23 protein-coding genes are annotated in these 24,162 nt (G+C 48.8%); 8 read left to right on the forward strand and 15 right to left on the reverse strand.

All coding sequences use genetic code 11. From position 1 onward, the window contains the following. Window positions 1–7 precede the first annotated feature (7 nt). From tnpA to BLP63_RS01175, 3 genes are all read right to left on the reverse strand, one after another. Entirely contained in the window at window positions 8–409 is a 402-nt protein-coding gene (tnpA, locus tag BLP63_RS01165; protein ID WP_092589052.1) for an IS200/IS605 family transposase, read from the reverse strand. A gap of 129 nt (window positions 410–538) precedes the next feature. Further along, window positions 539–1,735, reverse strand: a complete 1,197-nt coding sequence (locus tag BLP63_RS01170; RefSeq protein WP_092589053.1) for an ATP-binding protein — start codon at window positions 1,733–1,735, stop codon at window positions 539–541. A 341-nt stretch (window positions 1,736–2,076) separates the two neighbouring features. Continuing rightward, window positions 2,077–2,382 (reverse strand): OsmC family protein, encoded by a 306-nt coding sequence (locus tag BLP63_RS01175; protein ID WP_092589054.1) that lies wholly within the window; start codon window positions 2,380–2,382, stop codon window positions 2,077–2,079. A gap of 110 nt (window positions 2,383–2,492) precedes the next feature. Here BLP63_RS01175 and BLP63_RS01180 point away from each other — a divergent pair, with 110 nt between their 5' ends. Further along, window positions 2,493–3,140, forward strand: a complete 648-nt coding sequence (locus BLP63_RS01180) for a class I SAM-dependent methyltransferase (protein ID WP_092589055.1) — start codon at window positions 2,493–2,495, stop codon at window positions 3,138–3,140. 74 nt (window positions 3,141–3,214) lie between these two features. Here BLP63_RS01180 and BLP63_RS01185 read toward each other — a convergent pair whose 3' ends face one another. The 5 genes from BLP63_RS01185 to BLP63_RS01205 all read right to left on the reverse strand — a co-directional run bounded on the left by BLP63_RS01185 (window position 3,215) and on the right by BLP63_RS01205 (window position 8,477). Continuing rightward, entirely contained in the window at window positions 3,215–4,258 is a 1,044-nt protein-coding gene (locus tag BLP63_RS01185; RefSeq protein WP_170829216.1) for an ABC transporter ATP-binding protein, read from the reverse strand. Further along, complete coding sequence (locus BLP63_RS01190; RefSeq protein ID WP_092589057.1) at window positions 4,239–5,918, reverse strand: ABC transporter permease; 1,680 nt, start codon at window positions 5,916–5,918, stop codon at window positions 4,239–4,241. Before BLP63_RS01190 ends, BLP63_RS01185 begins: the two co-directional genes overlap by 20 nt. A 176-nt stretch (window positions 5,919–6,094) precedes the next feature. Further along, window positions 6,095–7,192, reverse strand: a complete 1,098-nt coding sequence (locus BLP63_RS01195; RefSeq protein ID WP_170829217.1) for an ABC transporter substrate-binding protein — start codon at window positions 7,190–7,192, stop codon at window positions 6,095–6,097. Between the two features lie 222 nt (window positions 7,193–7,414). After that, window positions 7,415–7,921, reverse strand: a complete 507-nt coding sequence (locus tag BLP63_RS01200) for a CD3072 family TudS-related putative desulfidase (RefSeq protein ID WP_092589059.1) — start codon at window positions 7,919–7,921, stop codon at window positions 7,415–7,417. Further along, complete coding sequence (locus tag BLP63_RS01205; protein WP_092589060.1) at window positions 7,914–8,477, reverse strand: CD3073 family putative ECF transporter S component; 564 nt, start codon at window positions 8,475–8,477, stop codon at window positions 7,914–7,916. Before BLP63_RS01205 ends, BLP63_RS01200 begins: the two co-directional genes overlap by 8 nt. 348 nt (window positions 8,478–8,825) lie before the next feature. Between BLP63_RS01205 and BLP63_RS01210 the strand changes: the two genes are divergently transcribed. The 4 genes from BLP63_RS01210 to BLP63_RS01225 are packed head-to-tail and all read left to right on the forward strand — an operon-like array spanning window position 8,826 to window position 13,376. Further along, on the forward strand, window positions 8,826–9,914 hold the full coding sequence (locus BLP63_RS01210) for an extracellular solute-binding protein (RefSeq protein ID WP_092589061.1): 1,089 nt from the start codon (window positions 8,826–8,828) through the stop codon (window positions 9,912–9,914). Between the two features lie 10 nt (window positions 9,915–9,924). Next, the gene (locus BLP63_RS01215; protein WP_092589062.1) at window positions 9,925–11,547 is read left to right on the forward strand and encodes an ABC transporter permease; all 1,623 of its coding nucleotides are present in this window, start codon (window positions 9,925–9,927) and stop codon (window positions 11,545–11,547) included. A 13-nt stretch (window positions 11,548–11,560) separates the two neighbouring features. Then, window positions 11,561–12,424: a PP2C family serine/threonine-protein phosphatase gene (locus tag BLP63_RS01220; protein WP_092589063.1), complete on the forward strand. Its 864-nt coding sequence runs from the start codon at window positions 11,561–11,563 to the stop codon at window positions 12,422–12,424. After that, window positions 12,399–13,376, forward strand: a complete 978-nt coding sequence (locus BLP63_RS01225; protein ID WP_207646389.1) for an ABC transporter ATP-binding protein — start codon at window positions 12,399–12,401, stop codon at window positions 13,374–13,376. Before BLP63_RS01220 ends, BLP63_RS01225 begins: the two co-directional genes overlap by 26 nt. A 119-nt stretch (window positions 13,377–13,495) precedes the next feature. On the opposite strand, the gene speB is transcribed toward BLP63_RS01225, so the two are convergent. Beyond that, complete coding sequence (gene speB / locus BLP63_RS01230) at window positions 13,496–14,422, reverse strand: agmatinase (protein ID WP_242870742.1); 927 nt, start codon at window positions 14,420–14,422, stop codon at window positions 13,496–13,498. A 232-nt stretch (window positions 14,423–14,654) separates the two neighbouring features. On the opposite strand from speB, the gene BLP63_RS01235 reads away from it, so the two are divergent. Both BLP63_RS01235 and BLP63_RS01240 read left to right on the forward strand, forming a co-directional pair. Continuing rightward, window positions 14,655–15,953 carry a putative DNA modification/repair radical SAM protein gene (locus BLP63_RS01235; RefSeq protein WP_092589064.1) on the forward strand — a complete coding sequence of 433 codons (1,299 nt, stop codon included), beginning with the start codon at window positions 14,655–14,657 and terminating at the stop codon, window positions 15,951–15,953. Beyond that, on the forward strand, window positions 15,950–16,687 hold the full coding sequence (locus tag BLP63_RS01240) for a TIGR03915 family putative DNA repair protein (protein ID WP_092589065.1): 738 nt from the start codon (window positions 15,950–15,952) through the stop codon (window positions 16,685–16,687). Before BLP63_RS01235 ends, BLP63_RS01240 begins: the two co-directional genes overlap by 4 nt. Before the next feature lie 47 nt (window positions 16,688–16,734). On the opposite strand, the gene BLP63_RS01245 is transcribed toward BLP63_RS01240, so the two are convergent. Beyond that, window positions 16,735–17,199 carry a VOC family protein gene (locus tag BLP63_RS01245; protein WP_092589066.1) on the reverse strand — a complete coding sequence of 155 codons (465 nt, stop codon included), beginning with the start codon at window positions 17,197–17,199 and terminating at the stop codon, window positions 16,735–16,737. Between the two features lie 359 nt (window positions 17,200–17,558). Between BLP63_RS01245 and BLP63_RS01250 the strand changes: the two genes are divergently transcribed. Next, a complete protein-coding gene (locus tag BLP63_RS01250) occupies window positions 17,559–18,698 on the forward strand; it encodes an SLC13 family permease (RefSeq protein WP_092589067.1) in 1,140 nt (379 codons plus the stop codon). Between the two features lie 172 nt (window positions 18,699–18,870). Here the strand turns inward: BLP63_RS01250 and BLP63_RS01255 are convergent, their stop codons facing one another. The 5 genes from BLP63_RS01255 to BLP63_RS01280 all read right to left on the reverse strand — a co-directional run bounded on the left by BLP63_RS01255 (window position 18,871) and on the right by BLP63_RS01280 (window position 24,094). Next, a complete protein-coding gene (locus BLP63_RS01255) occupies window positions 18,871–19,980 on the reverse strand; it encodes a YkvI family membrane protein (protein WP_092589068.1) in 1,110 nt (369 codons plus the stop codon). Window positions 19,981–20,093: 113 nt separating this feature from the next. Beyond that, entirely contained in the window at window positions 20,094–21,401 is a 1,308-nt protein-coding gene (locus BLP63_RS01260) for a glycine/betaine/sarcosine/D-proline family reductase selenoprotein B (RefSeq protein ID WP_092589069.1), read from the reverse strand. A gap of 21 nt (window positions 21,402–21,422) precedes the next feature. Continuing rightward, a complete protein-coding gene (locus BLP63_RS01265) occupies window positions 21,423–22,709 on the reverse strand; it encodes a glycine/sarcosine/betaine reductase component B subunit (RefSeq protein ID WP_092589070.1) in 1,287 nt (428 codons plus the stop codon). Then, on the reverse strand, window positions 22,693–23,112 hold the full coding sequence (locus tag BLP63_RS01270) for a GrdX family protein (RefSeq protein WP_092589071.1): 420 nt from the start codon (window positions 23,110–23,112) through the stop codon (window positions 22,693–22,695). The genes BLP63_RS01265 and BLP63_RS01270 overlap by 17 nt, the downstream gene beginning before the upstream one ends. 343 nt (window positions 23,113–23,455) lie before the next feature. Continuing rightward, entirely contained in the window at window positions 23,456–24,094 is a 639-nt protein-coding gene (locus BLP63_RS01280) for a GntR family transcriptional regulator (protein ID WP_092589073.1), read from the reverse strand. Window positions 24,095–24,162: the final 68 nt, after the last annotated feature.

A 24,162-nucleotide genomic window follows, 5' to 3' on the forward strand; every position in this document is an offset into this window, starting at 1 on the left:
CACCGCCCTATTTTTCTTTTTGTGATTGTATGTAGTCTCTTACCTGAGCTTCTGTGTTCTCAGACACCGTCGCAACAAAGTAACTTGGGTTCCATAAGTGACCGCCACAGAGGCTGTCTTTAAGCCACGGACATTCTTTAAATATAAATCTGCCGCTGACACCTTTGAGCGCTTTAATGAAGTTGGGGATATAATGCTGAGGTTTACAATCGATCAGCAAATGAACGTGATCTTGATCACAGTTAAATTCTTCGATTGTAAATCCATTTTCATCCGCTATTTTAAAAAGAATTTCTCTAAGTTTTTCTTCAACAACACTGGTCAAAACTTTGCGTCGATACTTGACGCACCAAACAATATGATACTGAATGGAGTAGACATAACCTCGACCTTTTTTTACTGTTGACACTTGGGACCACCTCAATACTATTATAACATATGGCAATTCTATAACAAAGTGTTTTTAAGGCTTACATCCCAATTCATAACTATACATAAGTTGCCGCTAACCCACGACTGAAGTCACGGGTGTGCGCGGTTATTTAATCAACAAAAAATCAATAATATTTAAATGCTTGATGCCCTCCCTGGAAAAATCAAATCTGTCCATTGAAAGCACATATTTTGGAAAATTGTCCTTTACGCCGTCATAAGCACCAAACTCTCTTTTGACAACATCCTCATCAGAAAGCAGATAAGCGATTTGATAATAGTGCCTTTCATCACCATTCATCGCTATGAAGTCAACTTCACCAGTACGAGTTTTTCCAACATAGACCTCATAGCCTCTAAATATCAACTCATTAAATATCACATTCTCAATAAGTGCACCAATTTCAGTTTTATATCCGGTGTTGTTAATTTTCGCAAATCCTAAGTCTGTCAGATAATACTTGTCGGATCTGGTCAATATTCTTTTACCTCGAATATCATATCTCACAGCTTTATTTAAAATGAGTGATGACGTGATATGATCAAGATATTGGTATATTGTATCTGTTGAAATACTTCTGTTTACACTTTTAAAATAGTTGGATATGGATGTCGCCGAAAAAGTTTGGGATGTATTCAAGACCATGTATTCAATGATTCTGTTTAAAATATCAACATCCTTGATATTACCTCGTTGCATGATATCCTTTAAAACAATGGAATTGTAAAGGTCTCTCAAATAAACCTTTGTCTCTTCTTCAGACTTCATTAAGAATCGCTGAGGCATCCCGCCATAATTCAAATAATCCAAAAAATCAGTTTCACGTACCGAATCTTTGGTGATCCCTCGGACTTCACACATTTCACTGAACGAAAATGGTAAAACTTTAAAGCTGACATATCGACCTGATAAGTATGTCGCCAATTCTCCGGATAACAATTTTCCATTGGAGCCTGTAATAAAGATGCTGCAGTTCAATGTAGCTCTAAATGAATTAATAGCTTTTTCAAATTTATCCACATTTTGAATTTCATCAAAAAACAAGTAGTATTTCTCATCACTGTTTATTTTTTCTTTGACAAAATTATGTAGATCCATCTCATTTTCGATAAATGAATACTCAAGGTCTTCAAAATTAATATAGATGATCTTGCTGAGATCTACCCCTTTATTTTTTAGTTCGTCCATGATTTGATTCATCAAAACTGACTTTCCTGAACGTCTTATGCCAATCAGAACTTTTATAAGGTCAGAGTCATAAAAAGGTCTTAGTTTTTTCAAATAATGCTCTCTGATAATCATGGCCCACCTCCGTGTAACCTTATTCTAACAAAATATTTGCACAAAACAAGCATTTATTTTGTTGAAACGAAATATATGTTTGTTTTGTGCACTTATTTCAATATTGCGTAATAGAAAATGATGCCAGAAAAATAACCATCGGCCAAAGCCCTTTAAGCCTTTCAAACGCTCAAAGAGATTTGCCGATGGTCACCCTTATGACACCCAAATTTAGTTGTACAGTTTTTCAGTCGTTTCGTCTACGCCTCGTCCTTGTAAGACGTCGTGATGTCAAAGTGCGGCGGCTGGTGCATGTGCATCTTGACGGCGCACAGGTCCATGGAGCGAAGGATTGCTTCGCGTTATTTCTCCGGGAAGCCCTCCGGCAGCACCAGGTTCATGCTGACCTTGCCAATCATGCCCGTCGTGCGGTTCATCTCAAGGTCCATGGTCAGGTCCATGCCCTCTGTAGAAAGGCCTTTGTTCTTGCAGAAGCTGAGGGCGTAGATGCCGGCACAGGTTGCCAGGGAACCCAGGAACAGCTCAAACGGCGACGGCGCGCTGCCTTCTCCGCCTGCCCCGACAGGCTGGTCTGTTTTAATGACGTGGTTTTTAAGTCGGGCATCTACTCTGAGCCCGCCTGGGAATTCAACATTTAAAAATGACATTAGATCACTCCATTTAGTTTAATCTTTCGCTGGACTTATTATACACCCCTACCCGGAGGGGGTAAAGGATTTTTTTATTTTTTTTGGAAAGGAAAAGGGGGCTGACCTTCATGAACTGTACCATCTGTGGCGCTATGACCCGAGCATTGATCCAACCCGCGACAGGACATTGTTATTACCGCTGCGACCATTGTGATTTTATTTTTAAGGCCGAGGAACATGTCGTTTCGGCGGAGGAAGAGCGCCGGGAGTATGACCTTCATGTGAATTCCATTGATGATCCGCGCTATGTGGCATATTTTAAGCGGTTTGTTGAGGCCGCGGTGGTGGGACATGTGACCATCGGCAAAAACGGGCTTGATTTTGGGAGCGGGCCGGAGCCGGTGCTGGCAGAGATCCTTGAGCGGGACTACGGGTACCGCATGGACATTTACGACCTGTTTTACGCGCCGGAGAAGGTATTCGCGGGGCGGCGCTACGACCTGATCACCTGCACGGAGGTGGCGGAGCATCTCAGGGATCCCCTGGCGTTTTTCAGGCTCGCCCGGGAGCTGTTGCAGGAAGACGGGCTGCTGGCGGTCATGACACAGTTTCATCCGGAAGGTGACGAGGCGGCGCTGAAAGCCCATTATCTCAGAGATCAAACGCACATTTCGTTTTTTTCTTTCAAGACTATGGAAACGGTCGCGGCGCTGACGGGACTTGAGGTGGTTTATACGGATCACAAGCGGTATACGGCGTTTAGGCGGCGGGGGTAAAAACAAAGCATTATAACACTGCAAAGAAGTCGGTGCCCAAGGCTAATTAGCCTGTTGGCACCGACTTCATTGTTTTATTCCAAAATTACCAGCGCATCATTGTCAAAATCTACTTTGACAGAGTCGCCTATCCGGTCATGCCTTGTTGACAAAGTGTTGACACGATCTACAAGAAGCTCTGAGCCTTGACATTCCATGGTGTATCTGATAACGGAGCCTAAATGCTCCATCCACTGGATCGTCGCTGGAATTCCGTTCTCAGAAAAACGAATTGCTTCAGGTCGGATCATCAGTTCGATGATGTCACCATCGGAAAAACGTTTTTCACTTTTAAGGAAACGTTCACGTCCTTGAAGCAGAACCTTGCAGCTGCCGGATTCGCAGCTGAGCACCTTGCCTTTAATGATATTGGCATGCCCAACAAAGTCAGCTACAAACGCGCTTCTCGGGGTGTTATAGATTTCATGTGGCAGCCCAATTTGCTGGATCACACCATGATTCATGACTGCGATCCTGTCCGAAATGGCCATGGCTTCCTGTTGATCATGAGTGACGTAGAGGGTTGTTATGCCGAGCTCCTGCTGAAGGGCCCGTATGTTTCTGCGCATGCCTTGTCTTAACTTTTCATCCAAATTGCTGAGGGGTTCATCCAGAAGCAGAACGTCTGGTTCAACCGCAAGGGCTCTGGCCAGTGCCACCCGCTGCTTTTGGCCACCGCTGAGCTCATCCATGCGCCGATTGCCTAACGCAGCCAAATCTACGCGTTCAAGGGCACGATCCACTTTATGGTGAATTTCATCTTTTGATTTGCCTGCAGCTTTTAGGCCAAAGGCGACATTTTCTCTTACGTTTAGATTGGGAAAAAGCGCATAGTGCTGAAAGACCATGGCAGCTTTTCGTTCCTGAGCAGAAGCCCGAGTCATTTCTTTATCTCCAAAAAATAATTGGCCGCCATCTGGCATCAACAAACCAGCTACCATCCGCAGCAGGGTGGTTTTCCCACAGCCACTGGGTCCGAGGAGCGTGATCAGTTCGCCATCCTTGATCTCCAAACTGCATGCGTTGACAGCAGGAAGCTCACCATAGCGTTTCGTCATATTATGCAGAACGACGTTCATGGAACCACCCCTCAATATGCTCATAATACTGCTTGCTGTAAAACAGCACATGGAACAGCACCAACAAAGTAACATTAGTCAGCGAAATCAACAAGGCCATGGCCGCAGCGCCTCCAATGGAGCTGCTCACCAGAGTTTGAAACAGCAGTTGGATGGCGACTTTATTTGAAGGCAAGATCAGTAAGATTATTGCACCCAACGTTGTCATTGTCGTAGATAAATTCTTGAAAAAAGCAGAAAAAAACGCGTCCTTGAGTGCTGGCATCATCACAAGAGTAAAGGTGAAATACCAGGAAGCCCCCAAGGTAAATGCCGCATTTTCAAGATCAGGATCCAGATGCTCCAGGGTTGCGTAACCCGCTCTGGTCCCCACATTGATGAAACGGGCAATACAGATGATATAGATGATCAATTTTGTCCCTAAGAGAATGACCCTGGGGGCGTCTTCAAAGATGAACCGTCCAACACCAAACAGTGGATAGCGGAAGACCACCAGATATCCAATGCCAAACAAAATGCCCGGAATGGCCGCTGGAAACAACGCTAAAAAGTCCACGACCTTTGGCAAAACGGTTTTTTGTGTCCTGACCAAATAAGCAATGAGAATGCCAAGCAGCGATGCGATTACAGCTACCGTGACCGCCAGGCGAATCGTATTGATAAAGGGTGAAAAGTCCTTGGCCAGAACGACTTTGAAATGATCAAGAGAAAAGGCGTAATCATGTCCCCAGTGACGGGTGAATGCGCCTATCAGGATAAATACATTTTTTGTTAAAATCATCACTGAAATCGCACTTGATAAAGCGATCAGACCCACGCGAACAGCAGGGTGTACCACCCGGAAGTGGATTTGTCCACTATCATTGTAATCGCTGGCATAGCCTGCACGGCTCAGTCTGTAACGGTGAACCAAAAAGGCTGCCACACAGGGCAACAAAAGCGCGGCACCTGTCAAAGAAGCTATCTTCATGTTGTAAACACCTGTAATCTGTATATATATGCTGGAAGCGAGGGTTTGAAAAGCCCCGCCAATAATTAACGGTGTCGTAAAATCCGCCAGGGACATGAGGAAAATAAGAAGCGCTGTGTTGGCGATTTCAGGGATCATCATAGGCAGGGTCACCTTAAAAAAGATGCCGAGTTCCGATAAGCCCAAGTTTCGAGCGGCATCCTCAAGACTCAGGTCAATTTTTCTAATGGCGCTTGAAATCAAAAGATACGCTATTGAAGAAAGACTAAGCACCTGCAAAAGCACGATGCCATGCCACCCATAGGGACTGGAGTCAAGCCCCAACAAGTATCTGGTGATCAGGCCGTTTCGGCCAAACAACATGATAAAAGCAATACTGCCCACAAAAGGTGGATCAATCAGCGGAATCAATCCAATAAGTCTGAAATAGCGGGCAGATCTGGTAGGTAGTCTGTAAGCTGTCAATGAAAGAGCAATGCCAAAAACGACAGAAAGTACCGTTGCCGGCACAGAGACTATCATGCTGTTTTTCAGAAACCCCATGACCTTGGCGAGGTCCTGAAGCGTAAGTGCCTTCTGATCATCAAAAAAGCCATAAATCAGGACACCCGCAATAGGCAGAAGAATAAAGTAAACCAGGCAAAGAATCAGGAAACCCTGTGACAGCTTGGATAACCAGGATTGTCGCATGCTTCACCTCCATTTTTTCTGTATATCGAAACAGCAGGTCGGAAGTATTGCCCGACCTGCCCGTTTCGAATAATTAGCGCACAGATGAGTGATTTGTTGGGGGATTACTCACACCAATACCATGCTTCAAATTAATTCAGGTTGTAAAAACTAAGTTGCTATAACCACGTTTGTTTCTATTTCACGCGCTTTTGCCATTCTTCCAGGATCGCATCACGTTTCTCTGCGTTGGCTTGGAAATCTGTATCAAAAAGCTTGATGGTATTAATATCGACAATGCCTTCCGGACGCTCAACGTCAAGACGTGCCACTGCGGCATTTCGAACTTCTGCCATGACTGCCATGCCGCGTTTTGATAGAATCCAGTCGATAAAGACTTTTGAAGCGTCAAGGTTTTTGGTGCCTTCGATAATCGCGACTGGCTGTGGCCACCAACCTGTACCGTCAGAAGGATAGACCAGTTTGATATGCGGATTGTTGACTTCAAGGTCCCTGTCGCCGTTGCTTGCGTTGATTCCAACAATGGCTTCGCCATTGACAACCATATTGGCTGGGTCACTGCCGCGCGGTGTAAAGAACGGTACTTGAGGAATCAATTTATCGAGGTATGCCCAGCCCTCCGTCTCGCCTCTGATCTCCAACACTGAGCTGACGACATTGAACGCGGTACCGGAAGATGCCGGATCGGGCATAGACACTTGGCCGGTCAGGCCTGGATCGAGGAGGTCATCCCAAACTTCAGGCATTTTAAGGCCTTTTTCTTCAATGAGCTTGGTGTTGACGACCCAGTTGACAAGGGTGAGAGAAGTGCCGTGCCAGTAACCATCGGCATCCTTCATCTTTGCATCCAAAACTTCTGCTTCTGGTGATACATAGGCGGTGAGAAGGCCTTTTTGCGCGCCATCTATGAAAGTATCCGCGCCGCCGGTAAACCAGAGATCAGCAATTGCGACGCCCGCTTCTTTTTCACTGGCAAGCCGCTGGAGAATTTCACCGTTTTTAAGTGTGAGATTTTCAACCACAATGCCTGTATCCTCCGAAAAGACGTCAAGGATGCCGCGGACATTGTCTGTAACAGCATACATATTCAAAGTGACGCCTTTCATGGCCTCAGCATCAAAATACTCCGAGCTCCAGCCAAGGTCTTCCGCAGGCGCTTCAGTTGGCGTCTCCGCCGGTGCCGGCTCTGCAGCTGGCGTTTCTGCGGGTGTTGAACAGCCAACAGCCGAGATGATCATCATCATGATCAACAAAACAGATAGAAATTTTTTCATCGTTTTCACTCCCATTTTCTCTTTCCTGATCAATCTTGATTCTCCCCACTGGTTTCATTTGACTTCATTTTTCTGAGCCATGAAAGCGATTGTCAGGGTTTATTTTTATAAAATCATTGCATAAAGATAATACTTCAGCTTCTGGATTATGTAAAATTCAGGATGCTGATGGATAATCATTATCATTCAATATTTTTAATATGGCTCATTGAAATTACCCAGCTATTTTACCTCGAACTCGGCGATCAGATTTCTGAGGCTGCTGAGATAGCGTTCATAATTCTCTCCATCCAGCACCTCAGGCAAGTCCAGCTTATCAGCGGCCTCGAAGCTCCCTGATTTTAAAGCGTTCATGGTAACGCGCAGTGCTTTCATAAAAACACCACGACTATTGTTAATGTCACAGGAAGGGCTCTCCTCAATCCCGAGGATCCCCAGGATCTCATAGTCATGGTTCAGGTAATGCCTCAGCTGCATCGAAAAAGGCTTCAGCATGTGAATACAATGCACTTTGTACTCAAAGGTATTGTATTCCTCAAAAGTCATTGGCGGCCGCTCAAGTCCCAGATATGCCAGCTCAGGACAGGGCAACTGCAGAATTGAGACCTGATGCTCTGAGAGGAGGCTCAGAAGCTCAGGGAAGGGACCTGGCGCACGCTCCCATCCCAATAAGGTCGAGTTTTGGTTGAGCAGGCAATGCGCGAGTATAATCAGCTTCTTGTTACGCATTTTGATTAGATTTAACACCTAATGTGGACGCTGGCAGTCGTGTCAGCAAAAATGCCACAAGCAGGGCGCTCGCAATTTTGTCCACAAAATTCCCTGTGATTCTTGGAATAAAGGCCGCTGTAAAAATCTTATGCCCAGCAGCCAGCATCCAGGCGACCAGAAAGTCCGTTCCACCTCCGGTAAGTCCACCATAGAGCCACACGGCAATAGGTGTTCCAATAAGCGGTGCTGCGACAGACAGGATCAATCCTGTGATGAGCGCAGTCTTATAACTGAAACCAAACTTTTTTGCGATCAGACCTGTGACGATCCCCACGACAATATTGACAAGGGCAAACGGGATGTCAGCAGGATTCGTAATTATGCCTTGAATGACATTGGTCAACCCGCCGGTAATGGCGCCCATGAGTGGACCAAAAAGAGCAGCCACAAAGATGGTGCCGATGGTATCCAAAAACAAAAGCGGGATTTTTAACATTGAGACCGTAGTGCCAAGGACGAGGTTGAGCGCGATGCCAAAAGCACCGATCAGCATCATACGCGACGTGATTTTCATAGTGATACCTCCAGGATCTTTAGTATTTTGATTTATGGCCTCACTATAATTGTTTTTATTCAACTAATCCAATCGAGAAATTGAATTGAATTACAATCGCTATTATAAAATTTTATTTGATCACATTTAACTTAAAAACATTCAACAGCATTATGACTAAATTGATAACCTATCAATATTTTCTATCGTTTCGCACCGGCTATAATATTAATTAATAAATATGGCATATGTCGGATTAGATGCTATTATTACAATGAGCTCGATTTGTTTTCATTTTGATCATCGATCATCATTGTATCCATTCATTATTGAGCCTAAATCACCGCTAATACAAGGAGATGACATGTTATGAGACTAAAGAAGTACACAAGTTTACTGCTAATTTTAATGCTGATGTTTTCCTTCGCCGCCTGCACCAAAGAAGAGCCTCAAGCCGAAGCACCCGCACCAGCCCCAGCGGAGCAGCCTGAAGCGCCGCAGCTGGAGGATAAGGTCGTCATTTACTCTACCCACAGCGAAGACCTTTTGGAACTTGTCGCCACTGAATTTACGAAAGAAACTGGTGTTGCCGTCGACTACATAAACCTTAAGGGTGAACTGGCAGAGCGCGTCGCTGCTGAGAAAAGCAATCCCCAAGCGGACGTTATGTTCGGCGGCGCCTCCAACCTGTTTATGGATCTGAAAGCACAGGATGCCTTCGAGCCATATCAGGCAACCTGGGACGCTTCTATAGATCCACTCTTTAAAGATGCAGAGCACTATTGGTACGGCACTATCCAAACGCCCGTCATCCTCTTCTACAATACGGAGCTCGTAAACCCAGAAGATCTGCCTGGGGACTGGGCCGACCTGGCGGATCCAAAATACGCAGGACAGCTGGTATTCAGAAACGCGCTCTCCTCTTCTGCCAGAGTCATGTACTCAGCGCTGCTTCAGCAGTTTGAGCAAAACGCGACTTTGGACGAAGGCTGGGCATTCATGACAGCCATGGACCAAAACACAAAACAGTATTTTGACAGCGGCTCCCTGATGATGCAGGCTATTGGCAGAAAAGAAGCTTCTATCAGCTTCTCTGTCCTCAATGACATCATGGACAACAAAATCAACAACAATCTTCCAATCGAAATCGTGGACCTGGAAAGCGGCTCCCCGGTCATTACAGACGGTATTGCGGTCATAAAGAACGCGCCACACCCTGAAGCGGCCAAAGCGTTTGTCGAGTTTGCCGGCAGCGCAAAAGTCCAAAGCCTCCTGGCGAATGCGTTCAACCGCATGCCTACTCAGCCTGAAGCTCTTGAAGGCGCGCCTGCCTGGATGAGCGAAGTTACGTTCAAGGTTATGGATGTAGATTGGGTCGATCTTTCTGCGAAGCAATCCGAGTGGATGCAAAAGTGGGACACGGAAATTAAGAGCTCCGACAAAGACGTAAAAAAATAAGGAGATCCTTATGAAGCATGGACTTAAAATCAGCTTAATCCTGATTTTAGGCGTTTTCATACTATATCCCGCGCTCAGGACGCTCATGGTCAGTTTTCAGACTGACCATGGCGTCTCTTTTGCCAACTATGCGTATTTGTTTGAAACGCCGGGATCGCTTACCGCCATAAAAAATACCTTGATACTGGGCATCCTCACGGTCTTGATCTGCGGCATGATTGGGACTTTTTTAGCATTTTTTGTCCATTTTTTTGACGTGCCTTTCAATCGCTTATTGGACAAGGCCTTAATGCTGCCCCTCGTAGTGCCGGGTCTTATTATTGTGTTTTCCTTCATGCAGCTCTACGGCGAAAGCGGCCTGATCACCAAAACACTGGAAAGCCTCTTCAGGCTCGACGGGCCACCCTATAGCTTTGGCGGTCTCAGCGGGATCCTGTTAGTCCACGCCTATACACAGTACATCTACTTCTATATGAATGTCACCGTCGCCATCAAGCAGCTGGACCGCTCCGTCATTGAAGCCAGCATGAACCTGGGAGCATCTCCCTGGAAAGTCTTTGGGACCATTATTTATCCTTTCATTAAGCCGGCTCTGATCAGCTCGAGTATATTGACCTTTATGACAGGCATTGGATCATTTTCTGCTCCAAACATCATAGGCGGGGGCTTCAAGGTTCTCACCACCCAGATCCTCCTGTCAAAAGCCAATATGTATCTCGATCTGGCCGCTGCTCAAGTCGTCATTCTCTCAGTATTTGCCATGAGCTACCTTGGACTTGCGCGACGCTATGAAAGAAAAGCCTCTTTCGTCTCCTCAGTCCGTGAATCCGTACTTCAGCCCGTTAAAGTCGAAAATAAGCTGCTGAGGGCCCTTATGATTGGAATCGCAGCCACCTTAGTCTTCATGATTTTCCTTCCCATTTTGACCATAGTCGTGCTGTCCTTTGTCAAGCCCGGTACCTGGATGATTGAGATTTACCCGAAAGAATTCAGCTTGGATAATTATATCAATATTTTTACTAAGCCGAGAAGCCTGGCGCCCTTTGCCAACAGTGTCAAGATGGCGCTGGTCGCGTCCCTGTCGGCAGCGGCGGTCTCTGTACCTGCGGCCTATGTCCTCACGAAGACGACCTCCCGGACCCGCCCCCTGATCGAGTTCATGGTTATGCTTCCCTTTGCCATGCCGGCGAGCGCCATTGCCATCAACATGATCAACGGCTTTAGCCAGACCCTCCTTGGCACCTGGGTCCTGCTGCCGCTCGCTTATTTCGTCAGCCTTTTGCCGATGGCTGTCCGGTCCATCTCCCTCTCCTACCAGCGCCTCAAGAACGAATACGCAGAAGCCTCGAAGACCTTAGGCGCCGGCACTTCGACAACCTTCCTGAAAATTACCCTTCCACTAATCGCCCCAGGCATCTGGGCAGGCCTCCTCCTCGTCTTCATCAGGAGCCTGGGGGAATACACCATTTCTGCGTTCTTATACACGGCTTCCAACCGGCCCATTTCAATTGCCATGGTCAACAGCATCTTCGAATTTGACATTGGCCTGGCCATGGCCTACGGTGCCTTGGTTCTCGCCATGACGTTCATAGGCGCGGCCCTGATCAGAAAATTACAAAGTTTAACGGAATAGTGAGGTAGACAGTATGAAAACCACCGCTTTTACCCATAGCGTCAAAACCTCAAATGAGGATATCTACGGCGTTACCTGCCATGGCGCTTTTGTCATGGATGGCGCCTCCGCTTTGGTCGACACCTGCTACACCCCTGCTGAAAACGACGTTGTCTGGATGGTCCACTGGTGGCATGATTATTTGATGACCCATCTGGATCAGCTGGACAAGACCCTTCACGAGATCCTGGAAGCAGGCGTTCTCGCTTTCAACGCCGCCTTTTCGACCTTCAAGCCTGTCGAAAGCCTCTCGAGCCTCGAGCAGGTCTCCTCGGCCTTGGCGGTAGTCCGAAAAGTCGGTACACAGCTGGAATGCTTTGTGCTGGGGGACGCGGAGATATCCTTGAAAGATAAGAGTGGCATGGTGCGGATCATCACCGACGACAGTCTGAAACACCTGGATGCCAAAGTGATTGCGATGATGAATGGCAATCACCATCGGCAAAACTTCTGTGTTTTTAAGGATTTTACCGCCGAGGAGCTGGCTTTGCTGCGTGAGCACCGCATGCTGATGAACACCGAGGGCGGCTACTATATCCTGGCCCATGATCCGGTAGCGATTCAGAATGGGATTTATCACTCCGAGCCGCTGGATACCCTGGACACCTGCCTGCTCACCACTGACGGCATCAGTCCACTCGATCAGTTTTATCAGCGGGGCGCGCTCATTGAAGCCTTTCGCGCCAAGGGCCTTGAGCCATTGGTCGAGGAGCTGCGCCGTCACGAGAAAGAAGACGCAGCGAAGGTCAAGCTCCAACGGCTGAAGACTCACGATGACGCGACCGTTGTCCTGATTGAGTTCGAAGAGCGGGGTGATTCAGATCGACATTCGGCTTAAAGGCATTTCCCATTCTTATGGCACGCACAAGGCCCTCGACGGCATCCATCTCGAGGTATCTCAAGGCGAACTCGTGGCGCTGCTTGGCCCCTCAGGATGCGGGAAAACGACGCTTCTGCGGATTATAGCGGGTTTGATTCCCCTTGATCCTGGTCACGGGCAGATTTATTTTGGCAGCGAAGAGGTCAGCACCTGGGCGCCGCAGAAGAGAAACGCCGCCATGGTCTTTCAGAGCTACGCGCTTTTCCCGCATATGACGGTCACCGAGAACATTGAATACGGTCTTCTTATGCGAAAAAAAGACGCTGCTTCGAGGCAGCGGCAAGTGTCGCAGATCATGGAAAAAGTTCAGCTGACAAGCTTGGGCACTCGAAAGATTCAAGAGCTCAGCGGCGGCCAGCAGCAGAGGGTAGCCCTCGCACGCAGCCTGGTGGTCAATCCGGATGTGCTTCTGTTTGACGAGCCCCTCAGCAACCTGGATGAAAAGCTCAGAGTTGCCATGCGCCAGGAAATCAGAAGCATTCAGAAGGAATCCGGGATCACGAGTGTCTACGTCACCCATGACCAGGAGGAAGCCATGGCCATTGCGGACCGGATTGTCATCATGAGGGATGGCCAAATCCTCCAGACAGGCACGCCCAGGGAAGTCTATGAAGCACCCGTAAATCGTTTCGTGGCCAGTTTTATGGGCGAGTGCAATTTTTTTGAAGATGCGCACAGCGTAACGATGTGCCGTCCAGATACGATCCGGCTATCCGCTGAAGGTACGGAGGAAGGTACGGTGACATGGATTGAATACCTTGGAAGCATTCAGAAGGTGAAGCTGGTTTGGCACGGGCGGGAGCTCATTGCAGAGGCGTTTACCAAGCAAGTTAAGGATTATCCGTTTGCGGTGGGTGATTCGATTCGTTTTGATTTTAATGTCTCTGAGCATATTCGGCTGCAGCAGTGAAATTAGCGTGCTTGATATATGGTCGGAAAATACTGAGCATGCGTTATAAAGACAAAATAAAAGGGTGAAGCTGGCGCCAGATTGTACGCGGCAGCTTCACCCTTTTGATTTTTCTTTGCTTAATCCCACTTCCTCAGCGCGTGCCCCCAACACTCCGTAATGATTTTTCTCGCGGCGAAGACCGACGTCCAGGCTGGATCCAGCCCCGGCGCCACCTCGACCACGTCAAAGCCTATGACCGGCAGATCAAACAGTCCTTCAAGGAGATCCAGCAGCTCTCTGGCCGTCAGTCCGCCGAGCTGTGGCGTACCCGTCCCCGGCGCGTAAGCCGGATCCAGTGCGTCAATATCCACGGTGATATAGACCGCGTCCAGGTGGGCCAGGGCGGCTTTGGCTTTTTCTATGACCGCCTGTGTGCCCATTCTCGAATAGTCCCGGGCGCTGACCACCGGCACGGGGATTGGCGAATTATTGATGAAGTCAAGCTCCTGTGGCTCTATGGAACGGATGCCTATGAAAAAGAGGTTCTCCGGCCCTGCAATGTTGTTCAGCTCAAGTGCCCGCCGCTCCGTGCAGCCGTGGGACAGGGTATCCCCGCTGAGCGCGTCGCAGAGGTCAAAGTGAGCGTCAATGTGAATGATCCCAAAGGATTTGCCGATGGCTTTATCAATGCCCTTCAGCACCGGAATAGTCACTGAATGGTCGCCGCCAATCATGGTAAAAAGCTTGTTCTCCTTGACGAGGTTCGCTACGGTATCCTCTACCTGCTTGAAGACCTCGTCCCGGTCCGGGCCGCTGAAATCGCCAAGGTCTTTGACCTTGAGCGCCTCAAGGGATTCGAATCTTTCTGTCGTAGGTGCCACGGTGTAGGTTATGGACCTCAGGGCACCCGGCGCTTCCTTAGCGCCGGCTCTGAAGCTGACGGAGCCGTCCCAGGGAATGCCGAAGACTGCGATATCCGCTTCTGAAGTTGTAAGGTCCGGGCGGTTGAGGCCACCCCAAATTTCTGTGCTTTGGATCATGTTTTCTGTGGACTGTTGTTCCATGTGTTTTCCTCCTAAATAAGCGCACCGCGGATGATCGCCAACGCGGTGATTGTCGGTCAAAGCCTACTTTATATATTCTATCAAGAATTTTCTAAAATTGTAATACGTTTGCCGATGGTTGCCATAACATTGAAGTTGCGGTATAATCGAAACAGAACATATGTTTCTTTTTGTGTCTGGTCGGGGACAGGCACTCCCTGCAAAAAGTCCTTTTTATCAAGGAGGTTTCTTCATGGAATGGCAGAAAAAGCTTGAAATTCTCGCAGACAGCGCGAAATATGACGTCTCTTGCTCCTCCAGCGGAGCCTCCAGGGGAAAGAGCCAGGGGCTCCTGGGGACCGCTGCTGCCGCAGGGATCTGCCACAGCTGGTCAGAGGATGGCCGCTGCATTTCGCTGCTCAAAATATTGATGACCAACGTCTGCATCTACGACTGCGCCTACTGCGTCAACCGGGTGTCCAGCGATGTACCCCGGGCTACCTTGACGCCTTCTGAGATTGTGGATCTGACGCTCAATTTTTACCGACGAAATTATATAGAAGGCCTGTTCCTCAGCAGTGCGGTCCTCGTGAGTCCCGACTATACCATGGAGCGGATGGTTGAGGTCGTAAGGCGCCTCAGGACCGAAGGGCGCTTCAACGGTTATGTTCATCTGAAAGCAATCCCGGGGGCAGATCCCCGCTTGATCGCAGAAGCCGGCCGCTATGCGGACCGGATGAGCCTCAACATTGAGCTGCCCACTAAAAGGAGTCTGAATCTGCTGGCACCGGACAAAAATCCTGATACCATCACGGCACCTATGGCTCAAATTCGTAATACTATCCTGGAAACACGTTCAGACCAAAACAGATTCAAGAGCGCGCCCTCTTTCGTACCCGCCGGTCAAACTACTCAGATGATTGTTGGCGCTACAGGGGAAACAGACCACCTTTTGTTGAATCTCACCGAAAAGCTCTACCAGCGTTATGCGCTGAAACGCGTTTACTTCTCTGCCTACGTCCCCGTGGTTCAGAATCACCCAGTGCTTCCCGGCCAGGTAGCGCATCCCATGCTGAGAGAGCATAGACTTTACCAGGCAGACTGGCTGCTGCGGTTTTACGGCTATACCGCTGGTGAGCTGCTGGACGACCTAAACCCACAGCTGGACCTGGAGCTGGATCCCAAGTGCCAGTGGGCGCTGAGACATCCTGAGCAGTTTCCAGTGGAAATCAACAAAGCAGATCTCATGACACTGTTGAGAGTGCCCGGAATAGGCCCTGTCTCTGCCAGACGCATCCTCAAATCCAGGCGCTTCAGCGCGCTCAGGGCAGAGGATCTGAAAGGACTTGGCGTCGTCATGAAGCGCGCCAAATACTTTATTCAGTGCAGCGGCAAACGCGTTGAAACCTTAAACTATGAAACCCGGATCCTGCGGCCCCTTTTGGTCCGGGAAGAGCCACTGAAGCTCCAAGTCCCCTCTTCCCAGATTTCTTTTTTCGACATTAATCCAGGTCTTTGGATTCCTCCTGCAAAAGAGGTGATTGTCACATGATGCAGCTGTTTCTTTACGACGGCAGCTTTGAGGGATTGATGTGCGCCATTGCGGCCGCATACAAGGTCAAAGGCGACGTTGCTGTACACAAAAAAGATGACCCCGTGCCTTTGCTCCTCGCCCAGGTGCAGGAAGTCCAAACGGACAGCACTCAGGCAGGCAAAGTCATAGAAGCCATAGTTCAAAAACTTGGCATGGAAACCTTCAAGAGAGTTTCCTACGCCTATTTCAGCGAAGCTCCGGAGATTGGCACCGGGCTGCTTCATTTCTTGAGATATGCATTCAAAACCGGGCCTTCAGCTGTAGATCATTTGGCCCATCCTATAGTAAAACCTGTCTTTGAAGCTGCCAGACGCGTCACCCGGGAAGTCCACCTGATGACGGGGCTATTGCGCTTTTCTGAAACGCGCTCAGGCATCTTCTACGGCGCCTATGAGCCAACCTATGACATTACGACCCTCCTCGCGCCTCACTTCGCAAGCCGGCTTGGAGATCAGACCTGGGTGCTGCATGACGTCAAGAGACACCTCGCTGCCTTTTACGACCAAAAAACCTGGTGGCTGGCAGAGCTCGAGCCCACAGCGCAGTCCTATTCTGATGCCGAGGATTTCTATCGATCCCTGTGGCAGACCTATTTCACGCATATAGCCATTCAAAGCAGAATCAGCGCGCGGCGTCAGCAGCAGCACATGCCTAAGAAATACTGGAAGTATTTGGTGGAGATAAAGGCTTAGGTAGAAATGACCATCGGCAAAAACAAAAATCAAACCCTTGAACAGGCTCACGCCCTCGAAAAGGCAATCATATGGCCATCTGGATCAAGGCCATAGGCGACCTCTTCACCCCAGTCCATGTGCTTCAGTGGCTGAATCAACTTGCCCCCTGCAGCCTCAAACAAAACGAGACAGGCTTCCGGATCCTGGTGCTTCAGGCTGATCTCACAAGCCGGCATGCAGCCTTCCGGCCGGTGACGCACGGCGAGATTCAGCGTATGTACTATGCCCTTCAGCGGCACCAGCCCCAGACGGACACTGGGCATCAATTGAAATTCAATTTGTCCTGGGGTGTCTACCACAGGACTTTGATCCAGGACGGTAGAATAGAACTGCTTCGAAGCTTCGAGATTCTCTACATAAAAAACCGTTTTGATCGAAATAGGCTCAGCCAGGCAGGAAGACTGAAAAGCAAGGTCAATAGGGACTTCCTGACTCTGTAGGGTTGTCGCCTTCTCGCTACTTATCATCATTAGGACTTGCTCCTCTCCGGATTGGTGGCAAGAGCACTGCAAATTGGCGCCTGCACCTTGGAAGAATGGATGTTTTCCATTGTCATTCTTTTGTTACAATTATATTATACCGCGTTCCAATTAAACATAGCTGAAATTACTGAAATTTGTGTCAATTTCTTATCTATTCACTGATGTTTGAATATTCTTCCACCCATGAGGACTTTTCATTGTAAATCGGTCTTTCATTCTACACCTCCCCGGCTGTAGCCTTACATTCAAACGACGCTCAAGCCCTTTAAAAATCTCAGCTCCGCCTTGTTGTGACCCCTCCGGCGTGCTATAATCGCATCGACAACAAAAAGGAGCTGAGCTGCAACATGGAAACCCGCACTAATCCTCTTTGGAACAAGTTTACAAACTGGGTCCGCAGGGATCTGGTTTTATCTATAACCGCTTCTATTGCTGCACTGCTCAGCTTATTCAAGCTGCCTTCCACAGCCGACCTCGACTTTAAAGTGCTGATCACACTCTTTAACCTCATGATTGTGTTGAAAGCCTTCGAGCGCCTGAACCTACTGGATGCTGTAGCTATCAGGCTACTGAGAAGGCTGCGCTCTGAGCGCCGCGTTGCCATTGGCCTTGTGACCCTCAGCTTCTTCAGCGCCATGCTCATCACTAATGATGTCGCGCTGCTGATGCTGATCCCACTTTCCCTGATCATAGGCCACCGGGGGCACTACTGCGTCATACGCACCATAGTGCTGGCCACCCTGGCCGCAAATATAGGCAGCAGCCTGACCCCTATGGGGAATCCGCAAAACCTCTACATCCTCACGCGTTACGACCTCTCCGCCGCCAGCTTCTTTTCGGTCGTTGCGCCATTTTCAGCTCTGGGCGGTGCTTGGCTCATCTGGCTGTCATCAAGACTGCCGGTCCGCCGGCTGTCTCTGGACCTCGCCAGCCCCAACCACCCACATCCACTCCAGCTCCTGCCTTGGCTCGCGCTATTCTCCCTCATTATCCTCTCCGTCTTTAACCTGATCAGCGACCGCCTCACCTTAGGCGTCGTCCTGGGCGTCACTTTGCTGCTCCGCCCAAAGCTGTTTATGGCTATTGACTATGGGCTGCTGGCTACCTTTGTGGGCTTCTTTATCATTGTGGCGAGGCTCTCGGAAATCCCTGCTGTGATCAGTCTGATGTCTGCCCTGCTGGCGTCGCCCATCTCCGTTTATGTCAGCGGTCTTCTGCTCAGCCAGGTGATTTCCAACGTGCCTGGTGCCATTTTGCTTTCGGAGTTCACTGAAAGCTGGCGACCGCTGCTCCTGGGTGTCAACGTAGGCGGCATGGGCACCCTGATCGCTTCCCTGGCCAGCGTGATCTCCTACCGAATCTTTCTCAAGGACCATCCGGGTGAGGCTAAGGCCTACCTGAAGTCTTTCATTTTGTACAACGCCGCGGGACTGCTGCTGTTTGGGGTCCTGGGCGCAGTGTTTGTTTTGCTGCAGCCGCCTGTTTAGGCTTTGGTTTTTCGTCTGACTATATTTTGGTTGGCCCCAGTCCCGCACTGAGTTTTGGTCGGGCCCAGTCCCGCCCTAAAAGGAACATCCCATGCCCTCCGAGCAGGTCGATCTGCTTGGCTTGCATGGGATGTTCCCTTTTGCGTGATTTATTTTTTTAGAACTTGGTGACTTATTCAGTTTCCACAGCACTCTTACTGGCTTTGCCGGCCATGATTCTGCGGGCAGATCTGACGAGCATGATCGCGAGCAAGAAAATACCGACATAACCATTGATGACATAGATAATATTGACGAGTCTGTCAAACGGTACTCTCAGGCCTACGAAAACGCCAACAGCTGCTAAAATGCCTGTCATAATTGTAAAGCGCTTGGTCTTCTCCTCTGAGAATCTGGCAATAACTGACCAGAGAAGAGGGACAGATGTCGTATAAATTCCCGCGATAACCGTCAGGGAGAAGATGATGGCAAGTGTCGGATGGATATTACCCGCGAGGATCAAGGAAGGTACTTGAGTGCCTGCAACCTGATCGACGTTAGCCATGAGGCCCAGCGCCATGATGATGACGGCAAGTGAGAAGCCTACTGCGCCAAAGATAGCGCCCATGCTGGCTTCCTTGCGGCTCTTAGCCGAAGCGCCCATAGAAGCCATAAACGCTGCCAGCCACAACATACAGAAGCCTACATAGGAGCCTGCTGCGTAAACCCAGTTGCTTGACGCCTTCAGAAGATTCATGGAAGGGATCGCCGCAGAGGCTTTAGCAAGGCCGCCCGGATTCTGAATGATGGCTGCGAGACCCAGGAAGATCGCCATGACCGTGATGACCGGCCCAATCTTTCCAATGACATCCACAATGCCCTTAAGGCCAAAGACCACTGTAGTCGCCGCCAAAATGCCGAGGCCAATGCCGCCGACTTCAATTGGAAGGCCATACTGCTGGTTGAGCGTCGCACCAGCACCGCCTACCATAACTATAAAAGACATATAAATGAACGCAATAGAAAAGTAATCGAAGAACTTGCCTATGTATTTTCCGCAGTAATGCTCGTATATCTCACTGCCTTTATGGAACTTTTGGTCAAACCCTGTGGTGATGAAGCTGATTCCAACGTAGAGGAACAAAAGAAAGACTACAATTGCACCCAAAATGCCTTTGAATCCATAGGCTACAAAGTACTGCATGATTTCTTGTCCGGTAGCGAAGCCAGATCCAATCAGGAACGCTATGAACGCGCCGGCGTAAATCGTAATCGTTTTAATGCTGAGCTTTTGCTCTGACATAGCTTACACCTCCTATGCACCATCTCTTATAAGCAGCTGCCGCCGGCACTGCCGATGGTCACATCAGCAGCACCCCGGCAGCAGCGGCCGCAAAGCGCGGTGGGTTCACTTTACTATTCGAATATAGTGATATCTTCGACAGACGTACCAAGTGCCTTGACGGCACGTACGACGAGTTCTCTTCTAAGCGCTTCTTCGCCAGGACCTGCAATACTAGGATTGCCAACCGGGTAAGGAATAGCAATTGTAGGGACGATACGATTCGCGCCTACCGCTTGAGAAATAGTTGTGATTGTGGACATATGGATTATTGGAATGCCAAAGCGTTCAATTTCTTTAACCATCGTTGCACCGCAACGAGTACAGGTGCCTCACGTCGAGGTGAGGATAACGCCATCCACGCCGGCAGCTTTCAATTCCGCGCCAATCTCTTTACCAAAAGTCAAGGCGTTGCCAACGGAAGTTCCCGTTCCGGTTGTCGTATAGAAGTAGTCATAAACCTTGCCAATGGCGCCTTCCTTCTCAAGAGTTTTGAGAACGTCCAGAGGTGCGACGCGGTCAGGAATTTCATTCGCGTACACAGGGTCGTAACCGCCGTGGATCGTATAATAATCGCCTACAAGGGCTGAAGCAGTTGAAATGTCATATTTGCCCCACTTCTGAGCACTTGCAGATTGAATTCTGTCCGGATTGCCGTTTGGCACGATCCCGCCGCTGGTAACGAGCGCGATCGTCGCCTTGGAAAGATCTTTGATAGCCAAAGCTGGATCGACGCGGTCAAATTGCGGCATAGGAAGCTCTGTCTCGAAAGGCTGGTCATTCAAGCGAGCGAGGAGCATTTCAACTGCTCTCTTGGAGCCGCGCTTGTCAGAAAAGACCGTAAGACGGCGTCCCTGAGGAATGTACCCTTCAACTTCAGGGGCATCGAGTTCTTCGCCTTTAACGAGCTTGCGCGCGATTTTCGCCATAGTTGGAAGCGCGGTTCTCATACCAGCTGCTGAGTCAGGGGTACTGACAACGATGACTTTGCTAAGGCAAGTATCAAGACCCGGGTTCTCGATATACATACCAGTAAGGGTAGGAATTCCGAGTTCCTCTGTGACTTTGGCAGCAATTTCGCCGCAAGCCATGCCGTAACGGCCAGCGTTGAACGCAGGGCCTGTAACAACAAGGTCAGGCTGTACTTTCTTGATGGTATCCATGATGAAAGCAAATGCTTCCGCATTGTGCTCGTTGAAATAGTTGTCGCCGCAAACCAGGGTTCCTACGACAGTGCCCTCGCCCTCCAGCAGGCCTTCGAAGCCGCCGGCAGGACCAATTTTTTCTTCTTTATAGAATGGCTCAATGCCGGCTTTTTCTTCGCCGCCGACTTGTCCAAAGAATTGGTTGACATAGTATAGTACTTTAAATGGACTGGACATGTGACATCCTCCTCTCGCGTCTTAGTAAAGTTTAACGGTGCAGTTGTGGTAGCCAATCTCAGAAGTCGCGCCAATAACAGCGTTCAGTTCACACTTGATGGCGCCGTCCTCAGAGAGGGATCCTTCCCAGCCGCCAGCAAGCGTTGAGATTGCTTTAGCGCTGCCAATGACCTTGTCAGCTGGCTCGAGCGTGACGACGTGGCTGACGTTGCCCGCGGATACGACGGCGACTGCCTCCTTCGTCGTGTCTGCAAGAGGCTGAGACATGCCATCCCAACCGGAGCATTCATCTGTGATCAGGACCGTCTTGATGCCGTCTTTTTCGAGACGCTTACAAATCATCAGGAGGTCGGAGTCCGGGTTGCCGTAGCCTTCCTCGGAGACGATGACACCATTGGCACCCATCATTTTACAAAGCTTTGCAGTATAGTCGCAAGTTCTGAACTTGCCTTCGAGTGTCGTCAGCTCTGGTGTGAGGATGACGCCCAGGAAGTTGATCGTCTTGCCGTGCTCTGCGTAGAGGTCGAGGATTGCGGAGTTGTTTTGGTGCTGGTATGTAGTGATTTTGTCACAAGCCGCAACGCAGTTGCCACTGATGACCGCGCCGTCGAGCTCTTCGTTTGCGTGGATGAGCGTAGGCAGGATCTTCTGGCTGTTAACGCCATAAATGTAACCGTCGTGGAGAAGGCCTTGGGAGATCAGCATCTCGACGTAGAGAACTTTAGGGAGGTTAGGGTACTTCGCGCTTTCTTCAGCGTGGTTGCCCATTTCGAAGACTTCGACTTTATCAGGCTCTGCATTGCGTCCGGCCTCGCCAATAATTTCTGCAGCCTTAAGGCCAGCGAGTCGGACTGTTTCTTCGTGGACGTGTGGCTCAAGGCCTTCATTAGGAATGATATCCACAACAATGTTGAATGTCTTGGAGAACGGTGTCCACTTGGCGCCTTCGCCCCACATGTCCACAACGCCTTCCTGGAAACCGACAATGTCCCCAATTGTTACAACAGCTGCGCCGTCAAGAACATTGACTTTGCCGTCGCCCAGCTGAACCATTTTGCCAGTGACGCCCGGGAAGCCTTTGCCTTCCCCTTCGATCTTGACGCGAGGCTCAATGACGTCCTTGACCGGGATAATTCTGGTCTTTTCGCCTGGCTTCGCAAGGTCGATTTTGATTTCCTTGACTCTGTGGTCTTCCATGAGTTTTGCAACAACTTGATCCTTGTTGATGGTCAGAACGCCACCGTTGACTTCCATTTTTTCGCCGAATACGACATCTTTGATTTGGATTTTTCTAAGCTCGAGTTTCAAGAAATTCACCTCCGGTAAATTGTGAATAGTTCTGTAGCCTTATATCTTCATAAGCCTGGATAGAGGCTTTTAGAAGCTCTTTGTCCACCACCGCGTAATCCTTTTCGTGCTGTGGCTCGGCATTTCGCCGGTCAGTAAGGGTTCTGTAGTTCAGGATGCTCTGCTCAATGAGCAGGATTTGGTCTGTATTCATATGGCCCGGCTCTGTGCCGACCAGGATGGATCTGTAAGGTGAAAGCAACATTCTGATACTGGCGCCAAGTGGGCTGTCAATCAGTTCAATGCCGGCATGGACCAGGTCTCTTACTTTAATAAGGACATCCTCATAGCTTCCCTCGATAAATATAACGTTGTCATAGCTGTCTCTTACCAAAGGATTGTTCGTAACGATGCGGTGGGACATGTTGCTTGCCTCCTCTTTTGATCAGGGGGTGATTTCTGTTTTTTTATTTGATTTTCTTGTGTATTTCTTATCTGTTTTATTAAAATACTTTATGTATTCTCAAAGTACCACAAAAGTTCTGAATAGTCAAATGATTGACAATCTTTTTGTTTTTATACAGAAACAATTGACCAAATTGCGACCAACCGATTTACAAATTAATTAAGCCCTTGATTTTACTTGTCTTCAGCCTTCTCCAAGATGGATTTTTCCTGCAAAAACAAAAATAAACACCTGCTTACCTTCTTTATTTGAAGGTGAGCAGGTGTAGACTCTCCACAGCACTTTGTGAGATTTTTATCGTTTAGAGCATCTCTTTTTTGATTTTTTCTACAAATTCATCAATATGTTGTCGAGAACTGCGCTCCGCTTTTTCAAAATCACGCTCTTTCAAGGCTTCCAGCATTTCTCCAAGAGTATCTGTGAAAATGTTGATGCTGTCGATATATTGCTCGGAATAATGCCACATTCTCTCAGTCTGCATGTGCAGCTTTGAGAGGATTTCCGCAAGGGCAGGGTTCCCGCTGCTCTCGAGGACGGTTTTGTGAAAAATCTCGTCGTCATCAATGGCCTTTTGATAGTCCTCGGGAATCTTATAGGTTTGGAGCCGCCCCATAATCTCTTCGAGTTTCGCAATTTGATACGGCTGAATACGCTCCACAGCGAGGCGTGCAGCGAATGGATCCAGCTGACGTGTCACCTCAAAGATAGATTTCATTTTTCTGAAGTCTACAGCGGTGACTTGTGCGCCGTAACGTGGAATGATGTTTAGAAGGTTGTCCGCGTTCAGCTGCTGGAATACCTTGCGAATGGGTGTACGGCTAACCCCAAATTCTTCAGCAAGTTCTTCCTCGTTCAGGACTAACCCAGGTTCATATTCGAGATGAATGACCCGGTCCCTCAGGATTTCATAGATATCTTCGGCTTTGTAGGACTTCTCCATAAGCGTTTCCTTTCAAACAGATTTGAGTGTTGCTGCTGTAAAAAAACAATGTGTATTTCACCCAAGTT

The organism is Acidaminobacter hydrogenoformans DSM 2784, from assembly GCF_900103005.1.
In the GTDB taxonomy this organism is placed as follows: domain Bacteria; phylum Bacillota; class Clostridia; order Peptostreptococcales; family Acidaminobacteraceae; genus Acidaminobacter; species Acidaminobacter hydrogenoformans.

Excerpts from the sequence above, each read along its gene's own strand:
- BLP63_RS01170 (WP_092589053.1), bottom strand. The coding sequence starts at position 1,735 with ATGATTATCAGAGAGCATTATTTGAAAAAACTAAGACCTTTTTATGAC.
- BLP63_RS01175 (WP_092589054.1), bottom strand. The coding sequence starts at position 2,382 with ATGTCATTTTTAAATGTTGAATTCCCAGGCGGGCTCAGAGTAGATGCC.
- BLP63_RS01180 (WP_092589055.1), top strand. The coding sequence starts at position 2,493 with ATGAACTGTACCATCTGTGGCGCTATGACCCGAGCATTGATCCAACCC.
- BLP63_RS01185 (WP_170829216.1), bottom strand. The coding sequence starts at position 4,258 with ATGAACGTCGTTCTGCATAATATGACGAAACGCTATGGTGAGCTTCCT.
- BLP63_RS01190 (WP_092589057.1), bottom strand. The coding sequence starts at position 5,918 with ATGCGACAATCCTGGTTATCCAAGCTGTCACAGGGTTTCCTGATTCTT.
- BLP63_RS01195 (WP_170829217.1), bottom strand. The coding sequence starts at position 7,192 with ATGAAAAAATTTCTATCTGTTTTGTTGATCATGATGATGATCATCTCG.
- BLP63_RS01200 (WP_092589059.1), bottom strand. The coding sequence starts at position 7,921 with ATGCGTAACAAGAAGCTGATTATACTCGCGCATTGCCTGCTCAACCAA.
- BLP63_RS01205 (WP_092589060.1), bottom strand. The coding sequence starts at position 8,477 with ATGAAAATCACGTCGCGTATGATGCTGATCGGTGCTTTTGGCATCGCG.
- BLP63_RS01210 (WP_092589061.1), top strand. The coding sequence starts at position 8,826 with ATGAGACTAAAGAAGTACACAAGTTTACTGCTAATTTTAATGCTGATG.
- BLP63_RS01215 (WP_092589062.1), top strand. The coding sequence starts at position 9,925 with ATGAAGCATGGACTTAAAATCAGCTTAATCCTGATTTTAGGCGTTTTC.
- BLP63_RS01220 (WP_092589063.1), top strand. The coding sequence starts at position 11,561 with ATGAAAACCACCGCTTTTACCCATAGCGTCAAAACCTCAAATGAGGAT.
- speB (WP_242870742.1), bottom strand. The coding sequence starts at position 14,422 with ATGGAACAACAGTCCACAGAAAACATGATCCAAAGCACAGAAATTTGG.
- BLP63_RS01235 (WP_092589064.1), top strand. The coding sequence starts at position 14,655 with ATGGAATGGCAGAAAAAGCTTGAAATTCTCGCAGACAGCGCGAAATAT.
- BLP63_RS01240 (WP_092589065.1), top strand. The coding sequence starts at position 15,950 with ATGATGCAGCTGTTTCTTTACGACGGCAGCTTTGAGGGATTGATGTGC.
- BLP63_RS01245 (WP_092589066.1), bottom strand. The coding sequence starts at position 17,199 with ATGATGATAAGTAGCGAGAAGGCGACAACCCTACAGAGTCAGGAAGTC.
- BLP63_RS01250 (WP_092589067.1), top strand. The coding sequence starts at position 17,559 with ATGGAAACCCGCACTAATCCTCTTTGGAACAAGTTTACAAACTGGGTC.
- BLP63_RS01255 (WP_092589068.1), bottom strand. The coding sequence starts at position 19,980 with ATGTCAGAGCAAAAGCTCAGCATTAAAACGATTACGATTTACGCCGGC.
- BLP63_RS01270 (WP_092589071.1), bottom strand. The coding sequence starts at position 23,112 with ATGTCCCACCGCATCGTTACGAACAATCCTTTGGTAAGAGACAGCTAT.
- BLP63_RS01280 (WP_092589073.1), bottom strand. The coding sequence starts at position 24,094 with ATGGAGAAGTCCTACAAAGCCGAAGATATCTATGAAATCCTGAGGGAC.